General features: G+C 59.9%; 17 protein-coding genes and 1 pseudogene. 7 read left to right on the forward strand and 11 right to left on the reverse strand.

Going from position 1 to position 18,378, the window contains the following annotated elements; all coding sequences use genetic code 11:
• The first annotated feature begins 136 nt into the window (after positions 1 to 136).
• Both ACVWYY_RS13650 and ACVWYY_RS13655 read left to right on the forward strand, forming a co-directional pair.
• On the forward strand, positions 137 to 1,321 hold the full coding sequence (locus ACVWYY_RS13650) for an NAD(P)/FAD-dependent oxidoreductase (protein WP_457394741.1): 1,185 nt from the start codon (positions 137 to 139) through the stop codon (positions 1,319 to 1,321).
• A 97-nt stretch (positions 1,322 to 1,418) separates the two neighbouring features.
• Entirely contained in the window at positions 1,419 to 2,390 is a 972-nt protein-coding gene (locus tag ACVWYY_RS13655; RefSeq protein ID WP_457394744.1) for a GDP-L-fucose synthase family protein, read from the forward strand.
• Here the strand turns inward: ACVWYY_RS13655 and ACVWYY_RS13660 are convergent.
• The 3 genes from ACVWYY_RS13660 to ACVWYY_RS13670 all read right to left on the reverse strand — a co-directional run bounded on the left by ACVWYY_RS13660 (position 2,387) and on the right by ACVWYY_RS13670 (position 5,698).
• Positions 2,387 to 3,124, reverse strand: coding sequence for a DevA family ABC transporter ATP-binding protein (locus ACVWYY_RS13660; RefSeq protein WP_414383324.1), 738 nt, complete (start codon positions 3,122 to 3,124; stop codon positions 2,387 to 2,389). The genes ACVWYY_RS13655 and ACVWYY_RS13660 overlap by 4 nt on opposite strands.
• Before the next feature lie 225 nt (positions 3,125 to 3,349).
• Entirely contained in the window at positions 3,350 to 4,534 is a 1,185-nt protein-coding gene (devC, locus tag ACVWYY_RS13665) for an ABC transporter permease DevC (RefSeq protein WP_457384302.1), read from the reverse strand.
• Positions 4,535 to 4,543: 9 nt separating this feature from the next.
• Complete coding sequence (locus ACVWYY_RS13670; RefSeq protein ID WP_457404259.1) at positions 4,544 to 5,698, reverse strand: ABC exporter membrane fusion protein; 1,155 nt, start codon at positions 5,696 to 5,698, stop codon at positions 4,544 to 4,546.
• A 294-nt stretch (positions 5,699 to 5,992) separates the two neighbouring features.
• Here ACVWYY_RS13670 and murC point away from each other — a divergent pair, with 294 nt between their 5' ends.
• The 3 genes from murC to ACVWYY_RS13685 all read left to right on the forward strand — a co-directional run bounded on the left by murC (position 5,993) and on the right by ACVWYY_RS13685 (position 8,855).
• Positions 5,993 to 7,468 carry a UDP-N-acetylmuramate--L-alanine ligase gene (murC, locus tag ACVWYY_RS13675; protein WP_457440839.1) on the forward strand — a complete coding sequence of 492 codons (1,476 nt, stop codon included), beginning with the start codon at positions 5,993 to 5,995 and terminating at the stop codon, positions 7,466 to 7,468.
• 29 nt (positions 7,469 to 7,497) lie between these two features.
• Entirely contained in the window at positions 7,498 to 8,484 is a 987-nt protein-coding gene (gene murB, locus ACVWYY_RS13680; RefSeq protein ID WP_457404256.1) for a UDP-N-acetylmuramate dehydrogenase, read from the forward strand.
• Between the two features lie 104 nt (positions 8,485 to 8,588).
• Entirely contained in the window at positions 8,589 to 8,855 is a 267-nt protein-coding gene (locus tag ACVWYY_RS13685; RefSeq protein ID WP_041436475.1) for a hypothetical protein, read from the forward strand.
• Positions 8,856 to 8,904: 49 nt separating this feature from the next.
• Here ACVWYY_RS13685 and ACVWYY_RS13690 read toward each other — a convergent pair whose 3' ends face one another.
• Entirely contained in the window at positions 8,905 to 9,555 is a 651-nt protein-coding gene (locus ACVWYY_RS13690) for a cadmium resistance transporter (RefSeq protein WP_457404254.1), read from the reverse strand.
• A 4-nt stretch (positions 9,556 to 9,559) separates the two neighbouring features.
• Positions 9,560 to 9,922 (reverse strand): hypothetical protein, encoded by a 363-nt coding sequence (locus ACVWYY_RS13695; protein WP_457404252.1) that lies wholly within the window; start codon positions 9,920 to 9,922, stop codon positions 9,560 to 9,562.
• A gap of 52 nt (positions 9,923 to 9,974) precedes the next feature.
• Here ACVWYY_RS13695 and ACVWYY_RS13700 point away from each other — a divergent pair, with 52 nt between their 5' ends.
• Positions 9,975 to 10,784 (forward strand): DUF3598 family protein, encoded by an 810-nt coding sequence (locus tag ACVWYY_RS13700; protein WP_457404251.1) that lies wholly within the window; start codon positions 9,975 to 9,977, stop codon positions 10,782 to 10,784.
• Here ACVWYY_RS13700 and ACVWYY_RS13705 read toward each other — a convergent pair.
• Together ACVWYY_RS13705 and ACVWYY_RS13710 are read right to left on the reverse strand one after the other, a co-directional pair.
• Positions 10,750 to 11,556, reverse strand: coding sequence for an alpha/beta hydrolase (locus tag ACVWYY_RS13705; protein ID WP_457404249.1), 807 nt, complete (start codon positions 11,554 to 11,556; stop codon positions 10,750 to 10,752). The genes ACVWYY_RS13700 and ACVWYY_RS13705 overlap by 35 nt on opposite strands.
• Positions 11,557 to 11,598: 42 nt before the next feature.
• On the reverse strand, positions 11,599 to 12,372 hold the full coding sequence (locus tag ACVWYY_RS13710) for a ZIP family metal transporter (RefSeq protein WP_457404248.1): 774 nt from the start codon (positions 12,370 to 12,372) through the stop codon (positions 11,599 to 11,601).
• A gap of 340 nt (positions 12,373 to 12,712) precedes the next feature.
• Here ACVWYY_RS13710 and ACVWYY_RS13715 point away from each other — a divergent pair, with 340 nt between their 5' ends.
• Positions 12,713 to 13,708: a DUF7933 domain-containing protein gene (locus ACVWYY_RS13715; protein WP_457404247.1), complete on the forward strand. Its 996-nt coding sequence runs from the start codon at positions 12,713 to 12,715 to the stop codon at positions 13,706 to 13,708.
• 19 nt (positions 13,709 to 13,727) lie between these two features.
• On the opposite strand, the gene ACVWYY_RS13720 is transcribed toward ACVWYY_RS13715, so the two are convergent.
• From ACVWYY_RS13720 to ACVWYY_RS13735, 4 genes and pseudogenes are all read right to left on the reverse strand, one after another.
• Positions 13,728 to 14,735, reverse strand: coding sequence for an aspartate-semialdehyde dehydrogenase (locus ACVWYY_RS13720; RefSeq protein ID WP_457404245.1), 1,008 nt, complete (start codon positions 14,733 to 14,735; stop codon positions 13,728 to 13,730).
• A gap of 34 nt (positions 14,736 to 14,769) precedes the next feature.
• A complete protein-coding gene (gene aroB / locus ACVWYY_RS13725; RefSeq protein ID WP_457404243.1) occupies positions 14,770 to 15,906 on the reverse strand; it encodes a 3-dehydroquinate synthase in 1,137 nt (378 codons plus the stop codon).
• Positions 15,907 to 16,007: 101 nt separating this feature from the next.
• The gene (locus ACVWYY_RS13730; protein WP_457404241.1) at positions 16,008 to 18,116 is read right to left on the reverse strand and encodes a tetratricopeptide repeat protein; all 2,109 of its coding nucleotides are present in this window, start codon (positions 18,114 to 18,116) and stop codon (positions 16,008 to 16,010) included.
• A 132-nt stretch (positions 18,117 to 18,248) separates the two neighbouring features.
• Positions 18,249 to 18,378 (reverse strand): annotated as a pseudogene (locus tag ACVWYY_RS13735) (RNA-guided endonuclease TnpB family protein); the annotation flags it as partial.

Raw genomic sequence — 18,378 nt, forward strand, 5'->3', positions numbered from 1 at the left:
CAGGACTTGGGTCATGGTTCTATCGTAACTTCCGCATTCCTCCCGACACTGACCCTACGGGTACAGTGCGGGGCTCCTGCGATTTCTAGCTGAGCCTCTTTGCCGCAAGATGAGGTTCAGGGCAAAGAGGGAAGTGATGGCCAACTACGACTGGATTCTGATCGGCGGTGGGATTACCGGGGCAGCCCTAAGCTATGAACTGGCCCGCCAGGGGGGATCCGTTCTGCTGATGGAGAAAGATGGAGTGCTGAACGGAGCAACCCGCTACAGCTACGGGGGCTTGGCCCATTGGGCGGGCAAAACGCCGCTGCTCAAAGCTCTGGGGGAAGAAGGGATCCAACGCTACCGCACCCTGTCAGAAGAGCTGGAGGCAGATATTCAATTTCGCGAGCTGGATCTGCTCATGCCCATTGCCCCCGGCTACGATGCAGAGGCCGTTGAGGCGGATCTGGCCGACTGTCGCATCCCACCCCGGCGGATTTCGGTGGCGGCAGCCTGCGAGCTGGAGCCGCTGCTGGATCCGGCCGCTCTGGAAGTAGTCCTCTGGGCTCGGCATGGCCACATCAACCCCTTGTTGACGGCGCTGGCCTTTCAAAAAGCCTTTCAACGATTGGGGGGATCCCTCTTGATCGCAACAGCAACGGCCCTGCGGCGGCAGGGAGCGCGCATCACGGGCGTAGAGTCCGGAGCCGACTGCTACGGAGCAGGCCAGGTGGTGGTGTGCGCCGGCGGCTGGACACGGGCTCTGTTGCGCCAAGCGGGAATCCGGGTGCCCATCTACTACACCCATGCCGAATCCCTGGAGCTGGAGCCCTCGGATTTGCAATTGAAAGCGTTGGTGATGAGCGTGCCCGTGCAACGCTTGGAACTGGAACGACAAGCCGCCCATCCCGATCGGGATCCCCTTTGGGACGAGCCAGGGCACGAGCTTTGCCCGCCGATTCTGGATGCCGGGATCCTGCAATTTGTAGATGGCAGCATTCGCATGGGCCAGATCAGCCGGGTATTGACGGATCCCCATGCCGAGGTGGATGCAGCCGCCAGCGAAGCCCAGATCCGGGCACAAGCCGGTCGCTACCTGCCCAAGTTGGCCCACCTGCCTGGACGGTGGTATCACTGCTTGGTGGCCTTCAGCGCTGATCACCAGCCTCTGGTGGGATCCCTGCCCGGCTGGGAAGGCTTACAACTGTTTTCCGGCTTCAGCAATCCCCTGCCCATCCTGCCCGCTTTGGCCCGTCGCTTCGCCCAACAAGCCTATGGACAAGCGGATGAATGGATCCCTGCTCTGTCGCCGGCGCGGTTTGCCCAGGTTTGGAGTTGATGCCTTGCCTATTCTCGATGACCATCGCCAACAAGTCTGGAATACGGCTATCCCGTCTGCAGCATAATGAAAGCCGGAAGTTCTCTGCGTCGGATCTATGCCCAACAGCTTGCCCAGCTCCGTCGATCTCAGCCAGAAGCGCATTTTGCTCACAGGGGGCAGCGGCTTTTTGGGCAAACATGTGCTGCAACAGTTGCAGGTGCTGGGGGTAAAGCCGGAGCAGGTGCGCATCCCGCGCTCCCGCACCCAGGATCTGCGCCGTTGGGAAGTCTGCCAAGAGGTGGTGCAAGGGCAAGATATCGTCATCCATTTGGCCGCCCACGTGGGTGGCATCGGCCTCAACCAAGCCAAGCCGGCAGAACTCTTCTACGACAACCTCATCATGGGATCCCAGCTCATCCACGCCGCCTACCTGGCCGGGGTGGAGAAGTTTGTCTGCGTGGGCACCATCTGCGCCTATCCCAAGTTCACCCCCGTTCCCTTCAAGGAAGAGGATCTCTGGAACGGCTACCCAGAGGAGACCAACGCCCCCTACGGCATCGCCAAGAAAGCCCTGCTGGTGCAGCTGCAGGCCTACCGGCAGCAGTACGGCTTCAACGGCATCTACCTCCTGCCGGTGAACCTCTACGGCCCCATGGACAACTTCGACCCCGAAAGCTCCCACGTCATCCCAGCCTTGATCCGCAAAGTGCACGAAGCGCAGCAACGGGGCCAAAACTACGTCGAAGTGTGGGGGGATGGCAGCCCCACCCGCGAGTTTTTCTACGCTGAAGATGCGGCCCGCGGCATTGTCATGGCCACCCAGCTTTACGACGGGGCGGATCCCTTGAACCTGGGCACCGGTGAAGAGATCTCCATCCGGGATCTGATTGCCCTCATCTGCGAGCTGATGGAGTTCCGGGGAGAGATCCGCTGGCAAACGGACAAGCCCAATGGCCAACCCCGCCGCTGTCTGGATGTCTCCAAGGCCCGAGAGAGGATGGGTTTTGTGGCCAAAGTCGGCTTGCGGGAAGGGCTGCAGCGCACCATCGACTGGTACCGCTGCCACGCCTGTGCTGGGCAAAGTTAGGCAACCCCTTGGCTCTCCAGCCGGCCATCCTCCATGTGCAGCACCCGATCTGCAATGTCCAGGATGCGGTTGTCGTGGGTCACCATCAGGATGGTGCAACCCTGCTCCCGCGCCAACTTCTCCATCAGGGTCACCACCTCGCGGCCCGACTTACTATCTAGGGCTGCCGTGGGCTCGTCCGCCAGCACCAGCTTGGGATGGCTAACCAAGGCGCGGGCAATGGCCACCCGCTGCTTTTGTCCGCCGGAAAGCTGTTCCGGGTAGTAGTGGACGCGATCCCCCAGGCCCACCGCCGCCAGCATTGCTTCCGCTCGCTGCTGGGCTTCCTGAGGAGAGAGGCCGTTGTGCAGCTCCAGGGCCATGCGCACGTTTTGGGCTGCCGTCAGGGATCGCAGCAGGTTATGGGCCTGGAAAATGTACCCGACCTGGCGGCGGATTTGAATGAGAGTACTGGGCTGAGCTCCCCGCAGCTCCTGTCCCAACACCCGCAAGCTGCCCTCCTGCACCGAGCGCAAGGCCCCCAGCAGCGTCAGCAGGGTGGTTTTGCCGGAGCCGGAAGGGCCAGTCAGCAGCACGATCTCCCCTGGCTGCAGGGCAAAGCTAATGTCGAAGAGAATCTGCTTGCGCAGGGATCCCTCGCCGAAATAGTGGTTTACACCTTCGGCTTTCACCACTGGCTCAACGGCATTCTGGGCAGAAGCAAGGGCAGCTTGATCGAGAAGAGGAGTCAGCATAGGAAACTCAAAATCTCAAAACTTTGCGTTGACAACTCATTGACCACTTAGGCCGTCATTTGGAGCGTTGAGATGAGACCATTTAGAAACCTTTGGCCGGAGAGCGTTGATGAGGATCCCAGAAGTTTTTAGACAGCCTAGCTCAAACCCTTCACCATCCATCCGATCCCCTTTGGCAGACTATTGACTTACCAACGCCCCGGCGCCCTGCCCACAGCCAAAACTCTAGAAAATGTCGGCAGGATCGGCTGCCCGCAGCCGTCGCACGGCAATCGCTCCTGAGATGAAACACATGCTCACCGCCAGCCCCAGCACCAGCACTGCCCGGTTGAAGGTCATGGCAATAGGCAGCAACGTGGCATTGGCCGTCAAATCGTAGAGCAAAACCGACAGGGCAAAGGCAGGAATGTACCCCAATCCGGCCAGCAGGAGCGCCTCCTGAAATACCACCCCCAGCAGGTAGGTATCGGTATAGCCCATGGCTTTGAGAGTGGCATATTCCGCCAGGTGATCCGACACATCGGTGTAGAGAATTTGATAGACAATCACAATGCCGACAATGAAGCCCATGCCCACCCCCAGGCCGAAAATAAAGCCAATGGCTGTGCCCTCTTCCCAGTAGGTTTGCTCCATGTCGATAAACTCTGCCCGTGAGAGCACCCGCACATCTTCCGGCAGCAAAGCTCGCATCTGCCGCACCAAGGGATCCGGATCCACCCCCGGCTGAAGCTGCACCACGCCGATATCCACCAGGCCACGCCCCCGCTGCGGAAAAATGCGCAGGAAATTGAGGTCGCTGGTGAGAATGGTGCCGTCGGCTCCAAAGGTGGCCCCCATCTCAAACAGGCCCCCCACCTGGACGCGGCGGTTTCCCACCTCAGTAACCACCTCTCGCCCGGACTCAAACCACTCTGGGATGGGGCCAAACTCGCTGCGGGAACGGCGGTCAAAAAGCACCACGTCCGCCTTTTTGATCTCTTCCAGCTTGTCCGGCGTCAGTTCCGGCAAGTCCAACAGATCAGCCGAGGGATCCACTCCTACCACAAAAATGCTGCGGGTACGGCGGGTCTCTGGGTTTTTCCAGAGGGCAAAGCCCACATAGACAGGCGAGATGGCCCGCACCCCCTCAAAGCCCAAAGCCTGATAGAGTCGCCGCTGGGAGAAGGTGTTCATGGCAATCAGGGCGTTGGACTGAGGGCTGACCAGGAAGATCTCTCCCTTCAGGGCCACGTGGAAGCGGATGGCACTTTCCAGCAGGCTGTCTTGGAAGCCCAACTGCATGAACATTAAGATGCAAGCAAAGGCAATGCCCGCCAGGGCCACCAGCAGGCGGATCTTCTCCCGCGTCAACTGCAGCCAGGCCAACGGGATCCGGCGCGCGATAAAAGCCACACTGAACAGGCTGTACATGGGCTGAGCCTACCCCTCGACATCGATGGCCACATTCACCTGCAGGTTGGTCAGGCCAGCCACGCGGGCGCTGCTCTCCGGATCCAGGCGGATATACACTTCCACCACACGGGCATCCACATCGGCAGCTGGGTCGGTGTTGAGCACATCTTTCTTGCCAATCTGCAGGCCCACCCGCTCCACTCGGCCCTGTAGGGTGGTTTCTGGCAGAGCGCGGTTGCTAATGGTGGCCTGCTGGCCTGGCCGAACCCGCAAGATGTCTGTTTCGTAGACCTCGGCCACCACCATCATTTGGTCAGTGTTGCCCAGCTCGAGAATGCCCTCGCCGGCGGGGATGACCTCTCCAGGGCGGGTGTGGATCTTGAGCACTTGTCCAGCACGGGGAGCGCGGATGAGGGTGCGCTCTAGGCGAGCTTCTGCCAGTTCCAGATTGCGGGCCAGGGATCCCAGTTGGACTTGGGCTTGGGCCAGACTCAGTCCCGCCTCGGCAGCTTGGACTTGGGCTTGGGCATTGAGCAGATCCCGCTCACGGGCCAGGCGCAGTTGGCTCAGGGTGGCTTCGGCAGCCCGCAAGTCCTCCTGTCGTTGCCGCACCAGCAGCCGGCGTTGATCCAGCTCTTGTTGCGAGATTGCTCCTTCCTGCCAGAGCTCCTGAAAGCGGGCCAGATTGGCCTCGGCATCGGCCAGTTCTGCCCGGATACGTTCCACCACCGCTTCCTGGGAGCGGATTTGCATCTGTTGCGGCTCGTCCAGACGGCTGAGGCGGGTGCGTGCCTCTTGGATTTGGGCCTGACTGAAACGGGTCTCGGCCTGAAACCGGGCGCGGGCCTCTTGAAGTTGGGCGGCAGCGTACTCTCGCTCCGCCAACCGCTCGGCGTAGCTTTCCAAGCGGGCCAGCACTTGGCCTGCCACCACGCGATCTCCCTCGGCCACCAGCAGCTCTCCCAGCCGTTCTCCGGGGGAACCGGCAATGCGCAGCACTTCCCCCTCCGGCTCCAGGCGACCCAAAGCACCAACTTGCGGAGGCAGCCGCGTTTCCACCGTTGCCTCTGCACTTCCCGATACCGACTGTGTGGCTCCCTGTTGGCTCAATCCCAGCCATGCCAGACCGGCACAACCAAGCAGCCCGACTCCTGCCAGCGACCAAAGCGCTCGTGGGTTCATGGCCTTTTACCCGCTGTGGCTTTGCAGACGACAAACGCCGCCTCTTTTTCTTAAATAAGTGTAAAGTTTTTGGGATGAAAATGTCCAGCTGTATTCTGTGTTGCTTGTGCTCACCGTATTTTCACCCCCTGTGGGTTCCCCAAGGTGCCGGCAGATCACAGCAACCGGTGGGGCGCAGCCTACCTAGCTCTGGGGATTCCTGATATGATGTGGCCTGTTCGAACCTGTTTGTAGTCAGCAGAACGCAGTCCTTTTTTTGGAGTGTGGCGGTTTTAGGAGTGGGGTGGAGTTGCGATGGTGGAGACACTTGGAGGAAGGGATCCCATCCCGCCGTTGCCGTTTCCGTCTCAGCCTCCGCCCCTGCATTTGGATCCCCTAGATCCCTTGCTTTCCACCTATCACTTTGTGGGCATTGGTGGAGTGGGGATGTCGGCCCTGGCCTATATCCTGGCTAAACAAGGGTTTCGCGTTTCCGGATCCGACATTGTCGCCAATGGCCGTACCCGCCGCCTGGAAGCTTTGGGGGTGCGCTTCTTTCAGGGCCACAGCTTGGAGGGGTTGGTCGGGGATCCGCAGGTGGTCTATTCCAGCGCCATTCGCCCCACCAATCCAGAATTGGCTGCTGCCCTGGGCAAAGGATTGACGGTTTGGCACCGGGCGGACTTGTTGGCGGCTCTGTTTAACCATCGCTCTGGCATTGGGGTGGCCGGCACTCACGGCAAAACCACCACCAGCAGCATGATCGGCTATGTATTGCTCTCGGCGGGCTGGGATCCCACCTTGATTATCGGCGGGGAAGTGGATGCCTGGGATGGCAATGCCCGTCTGGGCAAGGGGGAGTATTGGGTGGCCGAGGTGGATGAGTCGGATGGATCCCTGGTGCGGCTCTATCCCAAGATTGGGGTGATCACCAACATTGAGCTGGATCACCCCGATCACTACGCCGATTTGGGGCAGGTGATCCGGGCTTTTCAACAGTATGGGCAGCAGAGCCAAACGCTGGTGGCCTGCCTGGACTGTCCCAACGTGGCGGCTCACCTGAGGGTGGATGTGGGCTACAGCCTGACCGGTCATCCCCAAGCCCAGTACCAAGCTCGCCAAATCCTCTACACTGCCAGTTTCACCTGCGCCGAGATTTGGGAAAGGGGATCCCTCCTCGGACAGCTTCGCCTACAGGTGCTGGGATCCCACAACCTCAGCAATGCCCTGGCGGCGGTTGCCGTGGGGCGACAGTTGGGCTTGGAGTTTGCGGTGATTGCCTCAGCTTTGGCGCAATTTCGGGGGGCGCATCGCCGCTTTGAGCACAAGGGGGAAGTGGGTGGAGTCACCTTTATCGACGACTATGCCCACCATCCCAGCGAGATTCGGGCCACCCTGCAGGCAGCACGGCTACAGCAGCGGCGGGTGGTGGCCGTGTTTCAGCCTCATCGCCACAGCCGTTTGGCTGCCTTGTTCCAGGATTTTGCCCGCTGCTTTGGGGAGGCGGACGTGGTGGTGATCGTGCCCACGTATGGGGCAGGAGAGCCGGCGCCTGAGGGTTCCGACAGCTTGCGCTTGGCCGTGGCGGTGGCGGAGCACCACCCCCATGTGCGCTATGTGTCGTCTTTGCCGCAATTGCCGGAGGTGTTGCCGTCCGTCCTGCAGCCTGGAGATCTCGCCGTTTTTTTGGGCGCAGGGGACCTAAATCAGCAGATAATCGCTACGATGCGGGCATATGCGGCTCAGGTGAGGGAACAGCCTGGGCAAGCCAAAAATCCAAACTTCAGCTGAAAAGATAGCTGCTTCTGAGGTATTGAATCATGACGACGGCTCCGGTGGTGCCTCAGCGGGACGGTTCCTGTGAGTCTGAGGCGGCAAGTCTTACCGCTGAAGACAGGCTTCTCCCCCGCGGGCCGGCGGCTCTGCTATCTGGACGAATTCAATCGGGGATCCCGTTGGCTCCTCTGACCACCTTTCGCGTGGGCGGCAAAGCGGAGTGGTATTGTGAGCCCCGTAGCCATCTGGAGCTGCAGCAGTGTTTGGCTTGGGCGCGAGCAGAAGGGATCCCCACGACGCTGTTAGGGGCAGGCAGCAATCTGCTCATCAGCGATGCCGGGTTGAAGGGGCTGGTGATCGGTACCCGCCGTCTGCGCGGGATGCAACTGTTGGCGGGGGGGAGAATGTGGGCCGCTGCCGGAGAGCCTTTGGTCAATCTGGCGCGGGCAGCCGCCAAGCAAGGCTGGAGCGGTTTGGAGTGGGCCATCGGGATCCCGGGCACGCTAGGGGGAGCCGTGGTGATGAATGCCGGTGCCCACGCTTGGGCCATGGCAGATGTGCTGGCGGAAGTACAGATTTTGGATGAGGAGCAGGAGCCCTACCGCCTAGAACCTGCCGATCTGCAATTTGGCTATCGCCGCTCTCGCCTGCAAGACTCACCCTGGACGGTGACAGGAGCGACGCTGCAGTTGATCCCAAGCAGGGATCCGTCCCAGGTGCAGTGGGAAACCCAGCGCTACCTCAACCAACGCCTAAGCTCTCAGCCCTATCATTTGCCCAGTTGTGGCAGCGTCTTTCGCAACCCCGAATCTCACCCTGCCGGCTGGCTAATCGAGCAGGTCGGCTTGAAGGGGTACCGCATCGGTGGGGCCCAAATTTCAGAGCGCCATGCCAACTTCATCCTCAATTGCCATCAGGCGAGTGCCAAGGACATTTACCGCTTGATTCGCTTGGCCCAGGAAAAGGTCTATCAACAATGGTCGGTGCTTTTGGAGCCGGAAGTGCGCATTCTGGGATCCTTTGAGGATTAGAGGAGCATTGGGCAGACAATTTGGACTGTTTTCTTTTGGTGATTTTGATGATTCTGCTCTTAAACTGTTCTTACCGCCTTTTGTAGATGTTCGCCTATCGGCTTATGAGTCAAGATGTAGCCACTTTACGTCGTTTAATTCGACGGCTCAATCAGTCCCACACCACTGCGGAAGAACGCCGCTATTTGGTGGAGATCGGCAGCTTGGCTGCTTTGCTCACCCCGGAAGAGGCTGCCGCTTTGGCCCAGGATCCCAAGCAACTCACCGCCGAGCAGCACTATCGCATTTGGGACTGGGTGCATCGCTGGGAACGGGAGCACCGCCACGAAGATCTGGACTGGGATCCCTCTCTAGACCGACACAACGACTAGAACTCGAAAGAATCCCGTCCCGCTATCACGAACAAATCCCGGCCAGAGTCTAAGACAAAAGCCATCTCCAAGTCTCATTTTTGAACAGGATCCACACCCCCAAACCCACCAGAATCCAGGGCACCCAGTGTTCTGTCCGTTCCGTTAAAACCTTCGCCACTGCAGGCTGCATCGTCAGTTTTTGAGCCATTGCAAACCACAATCCCTTCATCAGAAAAAAGATCGTGGAAAAAAGGGCCAACTGGAGAGGGGTGCTGCCGGCAAACAAAGGAACGTACAGGCTGACATTATCTCCGCCGTTGGCAAAGGTGAAGAGCATGGACATCAGAACTGGCGAGGGCAAAAGGATCGGCCAAGCCTTTTGGGTTGGGCGCTCTCGCAACTCTTCCAACTCTTTTTCCAAGGTTTCTTCAGGTTCAGGTTGCCACAATTTCCAACCGCCTACCGCAATCGGGATCACCCCCAGCAGCCCAATCGCAGGTGGCGGCAACAGCAGGCCCCCCAGGTATCCCAGAGAGCTGAGCAGGATCAACCCTGCCAAGCCCAAGTAGCCCCCCAGCCAAATGTGCCAGCCCTTCCACAGGGGTTGCAGCTGCGCCTGGGCAAACAACAGAACCAGCAAGAAAAAGTCGTCGATATGGGTGGCAACAAAAGCGAGGATCCCTTCGACTAAAGTTGCCCAGAAAATTGCCAGCGGCATAGGGTTAAGAAATGGGGAAGATGGCGCTGATATCGACGAGGTGAAACTGAAGCAGCCCAACAATTGCCGAAGTATAGGCGGTAGAAGAAGCCAGCCCAATCAAGAGATCGCGTTTCATATTGCGGGGTTTCTCGCCTTTCTCGACGACATCCGTAGCGCCAAACTGCATCATGAGAATGCCTATCAAGTTGGAGAGCCAGTACCCCACGAGGGTTCCGCCCAAAAACCACTGTGGCTGCCACAGGCTACACAGGTAGCCCAACCCATAGGCAATCGGCAGGTTGAAAAACAAGTCATTCCACCAGGAAAGGGGAGACAGCATAAACCCCAAAATCAGTAAAATGCCACCTCGGAGCTTCTTCCCCATAGGTCTTGCTCTCCAGCGTTACGTCCTCACAATCTTAGCTTCACATTGCTTTATGAAAACCCAAAAACAATGTCTGGCTCTCCACCTGGGAGTGTGGCACGGCCTCTTCTCCAACTATCGACCCACCGCCGGCGGCTGGGAGCTGGGGGGCCAAAAGCGCAGCCTCATCACCTTTGAGGCCTTGGCTCCATCCTCTTCTTCAGGAAGTCCGGCGGCAGGGAGCGCGATCCGCCAAACCAACGCCTACTACCCCCTACAGGGATCCCCCACTCCCGAAAGCTCCCAGAGCTGGGTCTACCAGGATTTCTCGCCGGGATTGCGCTTTTTCCCCGATGGATCTTTTTCCAATGGGCGGCTGCAGCTGGCGCCGTTTAGTGATTTTGCCGTCGAGCAGGGCTTTCTCTGGGGGGATCGCAAGGCGCGGCTGGTGCAACAGTGGGATGCCCAAGGTCGTCTGGTAGAGGTAACCGCGATCCTGGAGCGGCGCGGCCAAGCTTTGGATCCCGTTGCAGACTGTGCACCCCTGAGCAAAGAGCGACTGAGAGCCTGCCTCCAGGGGAGATGGCGGGGGATCGCCCAGAGCTTTGCGGTTGCCGAGGGCCGGTTTGCCGAAACCGAGGTGGACTGCTCGGGGGCAGAGTGGTTGAGCAACTGGGATCCCTTGCCGGGAGGGCTGTGGATTGGCGGGCCGGATCCCTTGCCCATCCCCACTGCCCAGCGGGATCGCAGCTTTTCGGTGAGCCTGAGCTGGTTTCCGCAGCCGGAAGACTGCCATTGTCTCTTGCGTTTGATCCGGGACTACGATGCCCGCGGTGCTTGGCAAGGGGTTACGCTGATCCGGGCGCAGAAGGATCCCGTTTGAGAAAGGCGCAAACCTGGGCAAACACCGTTTCCCGCTCGCAGTCCAAAGTGAGGATGTGGTCGGAGTGCTCCAGCCAATGCAAGATCTTCTCCTCGGATCCCAGCTCTTGATAGAGCCACGCTGCCTGTTCAGGATCCACTACTGTATCTTGGCGAGATTGCAGGATCAGAGTGGGAACCCGGATGCCGGCCACCTCTCCCTTGACCCGCTCGATCAGCTCCAGAGCGCTGCGCACCGCCGACAGATTAAAGCTGCGGAAATAGGCCGTTCTTTCTGCCAAGGCTCGAGCGTCCCCATCCCGAATCGGCAAGCTGAGGCGGGGCACCTCCTTCAATAGCCAACCCAGGCTGTTCAGGTACTGCTCAGGGCGAAAAAGATAGTACCAGCGGTGGCGAATGGCGAAAAATGGCGCCAGCAGCACCAATTTATGGATGGGATGGGCAAAAGCCAGGTGCAAAGCCAGCAGACAGCCGGTGGAAAAGCCCACCAAGGAAACGCGGGGATACTCCTGCTGCAAAGCCAGATAATGCTCCAAAGCCCGCCCGTACCACTCCGTCCAGCGGGAAGGGGGCATGTGGGCAGACCGGCGGTCGTGTAAGCGATGCGGAGCACTGTCATGGCCGGGATAGTTAAATCCCTGCACCGTCAGGCCAGCCGCCAACAGCCGCTCTGCCAGCCATTGCAACTCGTAAACACCGCCCCCCAATCCATGTAGCAGCAGACAGGCGTGTTCCCCTGCTCCTCGCCACAAAAAGGGTTCGTTACTCAACATAAAAAAATAAAACTCCGTTCCACTTCGCGACGGGATCCCTTGCTAGCCCAAGGTGATATCCAGCAACATCATCACCACAAACCCACTGATGACCCCAAACGTGCCCTCCCGCTCCAACCCCTGCCGGTGCGACTCAGGGATGATCTCATCGGAAATGACAAACAACATCGCCCCCGCCGCAAAAGCCATGCCCCAGGGTAGTAGGGGCTGCGCCAGAGAGACCACCGTTGCTCCCAGGATCCCGCCGATGGGCTCCACCAGTCCGGTCAGCAGGGCGATGCCAAAAGCGAACAGCCGCGAGTACCCCTGGCCCACCAGTGACAAAGCCACCACCAGCCCTTCTGGCATGTTCTGCAAGCCGATCCCCAGCGCCAGCGCCAACCCATCGCCGACTTGGCCGGTAGCGAAACCCACTCCCACCGCCAGTCCTTCCGGGAAATTGTGCAGGGCGATGGCAATGATGAACAGCCAAATCCGCTTTAAATGGGCGCGGTTCTCCCCTTCCACCCCTTTGAAAAAGTGCTCGTGGGGAAAAAAGCGGTGGGCACTCTCCAGGAAGATTGCCCCTAGCAGCAGGCCCGCCGCCATCACCACCGCCGCCCCAAATGGGGAATACCCCAGCGCTATGGCTGCCTCGGTGCCCGGCACCACCAGCGAAAAAGAGGTGGCCGCCAACATCACCCCACCCCCAAATCCCAGCAGGATCCCTTGTACCCTTTCCGAGAGCGAGGGGAGAAACAGAGCGGGCAAGGCCCCTAACCCGGTTGCCAACCCGGCGATCAAGCTGGCCAGGGATCCCATCCCAATTGGATGCACAAGCCAATCTCCACAAAGGCCGAATGCTTTTCAATTCTCCTCCCTTTCCAACGTTGTGTGAACATTGCTGGCCCAAGCGGCATACGCGAGGTTCTAAAAATTAGCTTCTGTTGCCAGATTTTGTGCTTACAAGCAAGGTACCTAAGAGCAATTCTGAAGGAGCTATTCCCTAGTTGGAGTTTGCCAGCTAAGCCAAGGTTTATTACAATATTATTACAATAATTGTAAATTGCCTCGGCGCAGAAGCGTCCTGAACAGCAATTGGACTGGAGTACACTGCAGCAAGACAGGTCGATAAAAACTAAAGTCAAGTCCGATAGTGATGAGGAGTGAGAGAGCGATGAAGAAAAAAGCAGTTACAACTCTTGTGGCCTTGAGTCTAGGAGCGGCCTGTCTGGGGCTGACCGGCTGCGGTGGAGGCGGAAGCGGTGGGACGACAGTGCCTACACCTACACCGACTCCAACTCCAACGCCTACGCCGACTCCAACGCCTACGCCGACTCCGACACCCACGCCGGGTGCCCCGACTTTTACCAAGGCATTTAGCCCCACCTCGGTAGCTGCCGGCCCTACTGCCAAAACAACTCTGACCTACACGATCACCAACACAGCCGCTCTGCCGCTGACGGGTCTAGCCTTTTCCGATCCCCTGCCTGCCGGCTTGATCGTTGCCACTCCCAACAACCTCAACAACGGCTGTGGCGGGACGCTGGCAGCTGCACCAGGAGCAACTTCCATCTTGCTGGTCAACGGCTCATTGGCAGCCAACGCTAGCTGCACCATCAGCCTGGATCTTCAGGTTACAGCCACGACAGCGGGATCCCTGACCAGCCCCGCGGTAACCCTGAGCAGCAACCAAGCGCCTAATGCCACCGCTGCTGCTATCAACCTAACGGTAACGGTGCCAGCTCCCACCTTTACCATGGCCTTTTCTCCCAACCCGCTTGGCCCAATCCCACCTCCCTATATCGGGAATGGAACTCTGACGTTTACCATCACCAACACCGCAGCCATTCCATTGACGGGCTTGGCCTTTAACCACACCTTGCCGGTAGTGCCGCCTTTAACCGTAGCGCCTGCTCCACCACCACCTCCTCCTCCTTTTACTCCTTCCTGTGGTGGAGCTAACCTCATGACCATGGTGGGTGGGAACACCATTCAATTCACCGGAGGACCAGTAGCCCCAGGACAAACTTGCGTAGTGACCATCTTTGTCCAAACGGCACCTCTGGGCCAACCCGGCGCCTACACCTACCCCAACTCCTCGGTGACGTTGACCAGCGCTGAGGCTGCCCCTGTTACAGCGGGGCCGGTAACCTGGACGGTTACCCGGTAACCTGGACGGTTGTGGTGAATTAGTCCTTCAAAAGCAGCTCGGCAATTTGAACGGCGTTGAGGGCCGCACCTTTGCGGATTTGATCCCCGCACAGCCACAGCTCCAGGGCCTTGGGCTCGGAGATGTCCTGGCGGATGCGGCCCACCGCCACCGCGTCCTTGCCGGCCACGTCGATGGGCATGGGAAAGCGGTTCTGCTGCCAATCTTCAATGAGCACCACCCCAGGGGCCTGGGCCAGGATTTGCCGGGCTTTTTCCACAGGGAAGGGCTGTTCAAACTCTAGATTGAGGGCCTCGGCGTGGGTACGCAGCACCGGCACCCGCACACAGGTAGCTGTCAGCCGCAGGTTGGGGGATCCCATAATCTTGCGGGATTCGTTGACCATTTTCATCTCTTCCTGGCAGTAGCCGTTCTCTTGCAGGGGGCTGTTGTGGAGGAAGAGGTTGGAGGCAATAGGGTAAGGGAACACCTGGGGCTGCAACGGCTGCCCCTGGAGGTAGGCGCGGGTTTGCTCCTCTAGCTCCACCATGGCGCGGGCCCCGGCCCCACTGGCCGATTGATAGGTGGCGGCCACCACGCGGCGCAGGGGGATGTGGCGATGCAGGGGGTAGATGGCCACGCACATTAGGATGGTGGTGCAGTTGGGATTAGCAATGATCCCTTGGTGACGGAAGGCTTCCTGGGGGTTGACCTCCGGCACCACTAGCGGAACATTGGGATCCAGGCGAAAGGCGCTGGAGTTGTCAATCAGCACCGCCCCCGCATCCACAATGGTTTTGGCCCAGGTTTTGGAAACACTTGCTCCGGCAGAGGCCAGCACCAGATCCATGCCTCGAAAGGCCGCTTCTGAAACCGGCTCAACCGGGATCCGTTCCCCCTTGAAGGTTAGATAAGTGCCTGCAGAGCGGGGAGAGGCCAAAAGCTTTAGGTCGGCTACAGGAAAGTTGCGCTCTTCCAGCAGCATCAGCAGCTCTGCCCCTACTGCCCCTGTTGCTCCCAAAATGGCTACCCGTTGTTGCCGTGCCATGCTTTGCCATCCTCAAGTCCCCTCATTTTAAGGCTCAAGACGCCCCTAAAGCTGGGAGGGTAATGGATTCTACAGCCGCCTGAATGTCTGCCAATTCCACCTGGTCGGTCAGCTCGGCCTGGCCGATGCGGCGGGGCAGAACGAAGCGAACCCGCCCCTGTTTGACTTTCTTGTCGGCCTGCATTGCCTGCAGCACTGCCTCCCAAGGGATCCCGGCCGGCCACCGGCTGGGCAGTCCTGCTTTCTCGATCAGGCGTCGTTGCCGCTCCGCCTCGGCGGCGCTCCACCAACCCAGGCGGCGGGCGATCTCCCCGGCAGCTACCATGCCGATGGCGACAGCTTCTCCGTGCAGATAGCGGCGGTAGCCGGTGGCAGCTTCTAGGGCATGGCCGAGGGTATGGCCGTAGTTCAAGATGGCCCGCAGGCCCGCTTCTTTTTCGTCCTGCTGCACTACCCAGGCTTTGCACTCGGCACAGCGGCGCAGCAGGTAGTGCAAGTCTGCGGGAGTAAAGTCGGTATAGCGGCTCAGTTGGGGTCGATCTTCCAAAAACTCAAATAGGTCGGCAGCCTGAATCACGCCGTATTTGATCACCTCTGCCAAAGCCGAAGTAAACTCCCGTGGGGGCAGAGTTTTCAGCACCGTCGGGTCAATCCACACCAGGCGCGGCTGATAAAACGCCCCAATGAGGTTTTTCCCGCCAGGATGGTTGACACCGGTCTTGCCACCAATGGCCGCATCCACCATCGCCAAGAGGGAGGTGGGCACTTGCACAAAAGGGATCCCGCGCAGCCAGGTGGCGGCGGCAAACCCCACTATGTCGCCAATGACCCCCCCTCCTAGAGCCACCAAGGTGGAGGAGCGCTCCAGGCCAAAGGCTAGGGCGGCGTCGTAGATCTTGGCCACCGAGCGCAGGGTTTTGTAGCGTTCGCCGGCAGGCAATAGGCAGAGGTGGGCGGCAAACCCCGCTTGTTGCAGCCCCTGCAGCAACTTCTCGGCAAAGTGTTTGGCAATGCCGGGATGGCTCACCACCAGAGCCTTGCTGGAAAGCCCTCTAGCTCGCATTTGGGATCCCAGCTGGATGAGGCTGTGGCCAGGGGGGCCTTCGGCAGACTGGAGGAGAATATCGTAGGAGCTGTGGGGAAGCTTGACAGGGATCAGATAGGGATCCATGCGTGTCGGTCCTGGGGGGCGGGATCCAGTGTGGCATGTTCTGCTCCCGTCTGCCTGCTGCAGGCATTGTCCTTGGGAGTTTGAAAGCCCAGGGGATCCTGCTAGGGGTTGGGGTCAACTGGCTGCGGCTCCGACTGGGGAGTGAGGGTTTCCAAATCCGGCAGAGCTGTTCCCGCCGGCGAGGCCGAGTCTTCCTGGGCCAAGTCCTGCAGGGCGGCTTGGGCCGGCTGAAATTGCGGATCCAGCTCCAGACAGCGCTGCAAGCTGGCCTGGGCGGCTGCTCGCTGGCCGGCCCGCAGTTGAATCAGCCCCAGGGTATGCCAAAAGGCGGGCCGCTGGGGATCCAGGTGCGTGGCCTGTTGGGCGTCTGCCAGGGCAGGTTCCAGCTTCCCCAATTTCAAGGCTTCCCAGGCGCGGTTGTTGAGGGCCACAGCATCTTCTGGGGTGAGCTGCAAAACCCGCGAGTAGGCTTGCACAGCTTGTTCGGGATCCCTCAGCTCGCCGTAGATCAACCCCAGGGCAAACCAGCCCCAGGGATCCCGTTCGTTGAGGTGGATCATCTGCTGGCAGGCGGCACGGGCTTCTTCCAGCCGGCCCAGGCGCCGCAGGCCGGTGATCTGGCCAAACCAGCAGGCAGAACTGCCGGGACGCTGCTGCACCAAGCGCTGGAAATGCCGTAGGCTGGCCTCATATTGCCCCAGCTCCTGCTGAGCTACCGCCAAGGCATAGCGGGCTGGAAAGTGCTCCGGCTTGATCTTGAGGGCTTCCTCGAAGTGGATACAGGCTTCTTTCAGGTAGCCCAATTTCTGGAAGGCCACACCGCGGGCGTACCAGCTTTTGTAGTTGTCGGCATCGTAGCGCAGGGCGCGTTCTAGGGCCTTGCTGGCCAGCCGATACTGCCCCAAGCGCAGCAGGGCCACCCCCAAGTTGTGCAGGGTGATGGGATCCCGGCGGCGCAGCCGCAGCGAGCGCTTGTAACATTCAACAGCCGAGCGCAGCCGGTGGCAGTGGAAGAGGGCATTGCCTTGGTAACGCCAAACCCGCCCGCTTTTGGGGTTGAGCTTCAAGACCCGGGCAAAACTGGCCGCTGCCGAGCTGGGCCGCCGCAGCCGCCGCAGCACGATCCCACGGGCCAGCCAGGTGCGGGGCTGTTTGGGGTTGTAGCGCAGCGCCTTGTTCAGGCTGTTCAGGGCCAGCTTCGACCGCTTCAGTTGCAGCAGGCGGATGCCGCGATTGTGCCAGGCCAGAGCATCTTCCGGGTTGCTCTCCAGCACCTTGTCGTAGTTAACCACCGCCGACTTGTACTGCCCCAGGCGCCCCAGAATCAGGGCCAGGCGCAGCCGGGTTTCTTCGTCGTAGGGGTTGATGCTCAGGGATCCGTTGTAGCTGTCCACCGCCTCGCGGTAGCGGGCCAGCTGCACCAGCACATCCCCACGGCGGCTCCAAGCCAGGGCGAAGTTGGGATCCATGTTCAGAGCCCGGTCGTAGGCGGCCAGGGCTTCCGTCAGGTTGCCGCGGCGACGCCAGTCTTCCCCCCGCTCGAATTGGATGTCGGCACTGTTCCACTGAAACAGCCGCTGAATGAACTGCAAAATGGCGATCTGACGCGCTCCTTCTTCTGGCGTGGCGGAGGGGGTTTCGCCTGTGGCAATGCGCAGGATGGCCATCTGGATGGCCCGCAAAAAGGCCTGAAATCCCTGCACCTCTTCATCTTCCAGGGACTCTTTCCCCTCACGGCGGCGGTATTGCAGCCGGAACCGCTGCAGATCCCCGGGGGCAGGGAAGCTGGGATCCAAAAAGTGCATTAGCTCCAAGGCGCGGTACTCAAACAGCACCGGATCCTCTTCTGAGCCAGTAAAATCCAGCAGGGGCGCCTCTTCCAGGGGGCGGGGTAGCTCAGTGGGGGTGTGCAGCAGCGTCAGCAGGCGCTGGTTTTGTCGTGCCGGGGCATGGGGAAACCCGCTGTACAGCTCATCCCTTGGCCAGGGATCGGCAACAAACTCTGGAGAGGCCACCACTCCCACCCAACGGCATTGTTCGATGGCCAGTTGCAGCTCCAGCTTGCGGTTGTCCCCCGGCTGCAGCATCCAGCGGTCAAACCAGACTTTGAAACCCTCGCGATCCAGCCGCTCCGCCAGTTGACGCGCCCACCGGGCTTGCTCTCGGTGGTAGCGCAAGAAAAGGTCGAACTTGTAATGCTCTGAAGACATGAACGCCCGCTCGCTGCTCTTCTCCAGCTTATCTTTGCGTTATCGCCACGCGACGCTTTCACAAACGCAAACGCATTTGCTCCCCATCGGGTCTGGGGCAAGGAGCAAACGTAAACTACCCGACTCCGACCGCTAAGCGGTACGGAGCGGGCTTTCAGTAGCCCTGGGCCTGCTCTGCTCTACCAGAGAACAAAACAAGCCCGGACCTCTAGGCTGGTTTACGACAGCCCCCAAGAGCGCAATCACATTCGCACCATTCAAA

Source organism: Thermostichus sp. MS-CIW-34 (genome assembly GCF_054060435.1).

Coding starts and splice junctions, on each gene's coding strand:
- ACVWYY_RS13650 (WP_457394741.1), top strand. CDS start 137: ATGGCCAACTACGACTGGATTCTGATCGGCGGTGGGATTACCGGGGCA.
- ACVWYY_RS13655 (WP_457394744.1), top strand. CDS start 1,419: ATGCCCAACAGCTTGCCCAGCTCCGTCGATCTCAGCCAGAAGCGCATT.
- ACVWYY_RS13660 (WP_414383324.1), bottom strand. CDS start 3,124: ATGCTGACTCCTCTTCTCGATCAAGCTGCCCTTGCTTCTGCCCAGAAT.
- devC (WP_457384302.1), bottom strand. CDS start 4,534: ATGTACAGCCTGTTCAGTGTGGCTTTTATCGCGCGCCGGATCCCGTTG.
- ACVWYY_RS13670 (WP_457404259.1), bottom strand. CDS start 5,698: ATGAACCCACGAGCGCTTTGGTCGCTGGCAGGAGTCGGGCTGCTTGGT.
- murC (WP_457440839.1), top strand. CDS start 5,993: ATGGTGGAGACACTTGGAGGAAGGGATCCCATCCCGCCGTTGCCGTTT.
- murB (WP_457404256.1), top strand. CDS start 7,498: ATGACGACGGCTCCGGTGGTGCCTCAGCGGGACGGTTCCTGTGAGTCT.
- ACVWYY_RS13685 (WP_041436475.1), top strand. CDS start 8,589: ATGAGTCAAGATGTAGCCACTTTACGTCGTTTAATTCGACGGCTCAAT.
- ACVWYY_RS13690 (WP_457404254.1), bottom strand. CDS start 9,555: ATGCCGCTGGCAATTTTCTGGGCAACTTTAGTCGAAGGGATCCTCGCT.
- ACVWYY_RS13695 (WP_457404252.1), bottom strand. CDS start 9,922: ATGGGGAAGAAGCTCCGAGGTGGCATTTTACTGATTTTGGGGTTTATG.
- ACVWYY_RS13700 (WP_457404251.1), top strand. CDS start 9,975: ATGAAAACCCAAAAACAATGTCTGGCTCTCCACCTGGGAGTGTGGCAC.
- ACVWYY_RS13705 (WP_457404249.1), bottom strand. CDS start 11,556: ATGTTGAGTAACGAACCCTTTTTGTGGCGAGGAGCAGGGGAACACGCC.
- ACVWYY_RS13715 (WP_457404247.1), top strand. CDS start 12,713: ATGAAGAAAAAAGCAGTTACAACTCTTGTGGCCTTGAGTCTAGGAGCG.
- ACVWYY_RS13720 (WP_457404245.1), bottom strand. CDS start 14,735: ATGGCACGGCAACAACGGGTAGCCATTTTGGGAGCAACAGGGGCAGTA.
- aroB (WP_457404243.1), bottom strand. CDS start 15,906: ATGGATCCCTATCTGATCCCTGTCAAGCTTCCCCACAGCTCCTACGAT.
- ACVWYY_RS13730 (WP_457404241.1), bottom strand. CDS start 18,116: ATGTCTTCAGAGCATTACAAGTTCGACCTTTTCTTGCGCTACCACCGA.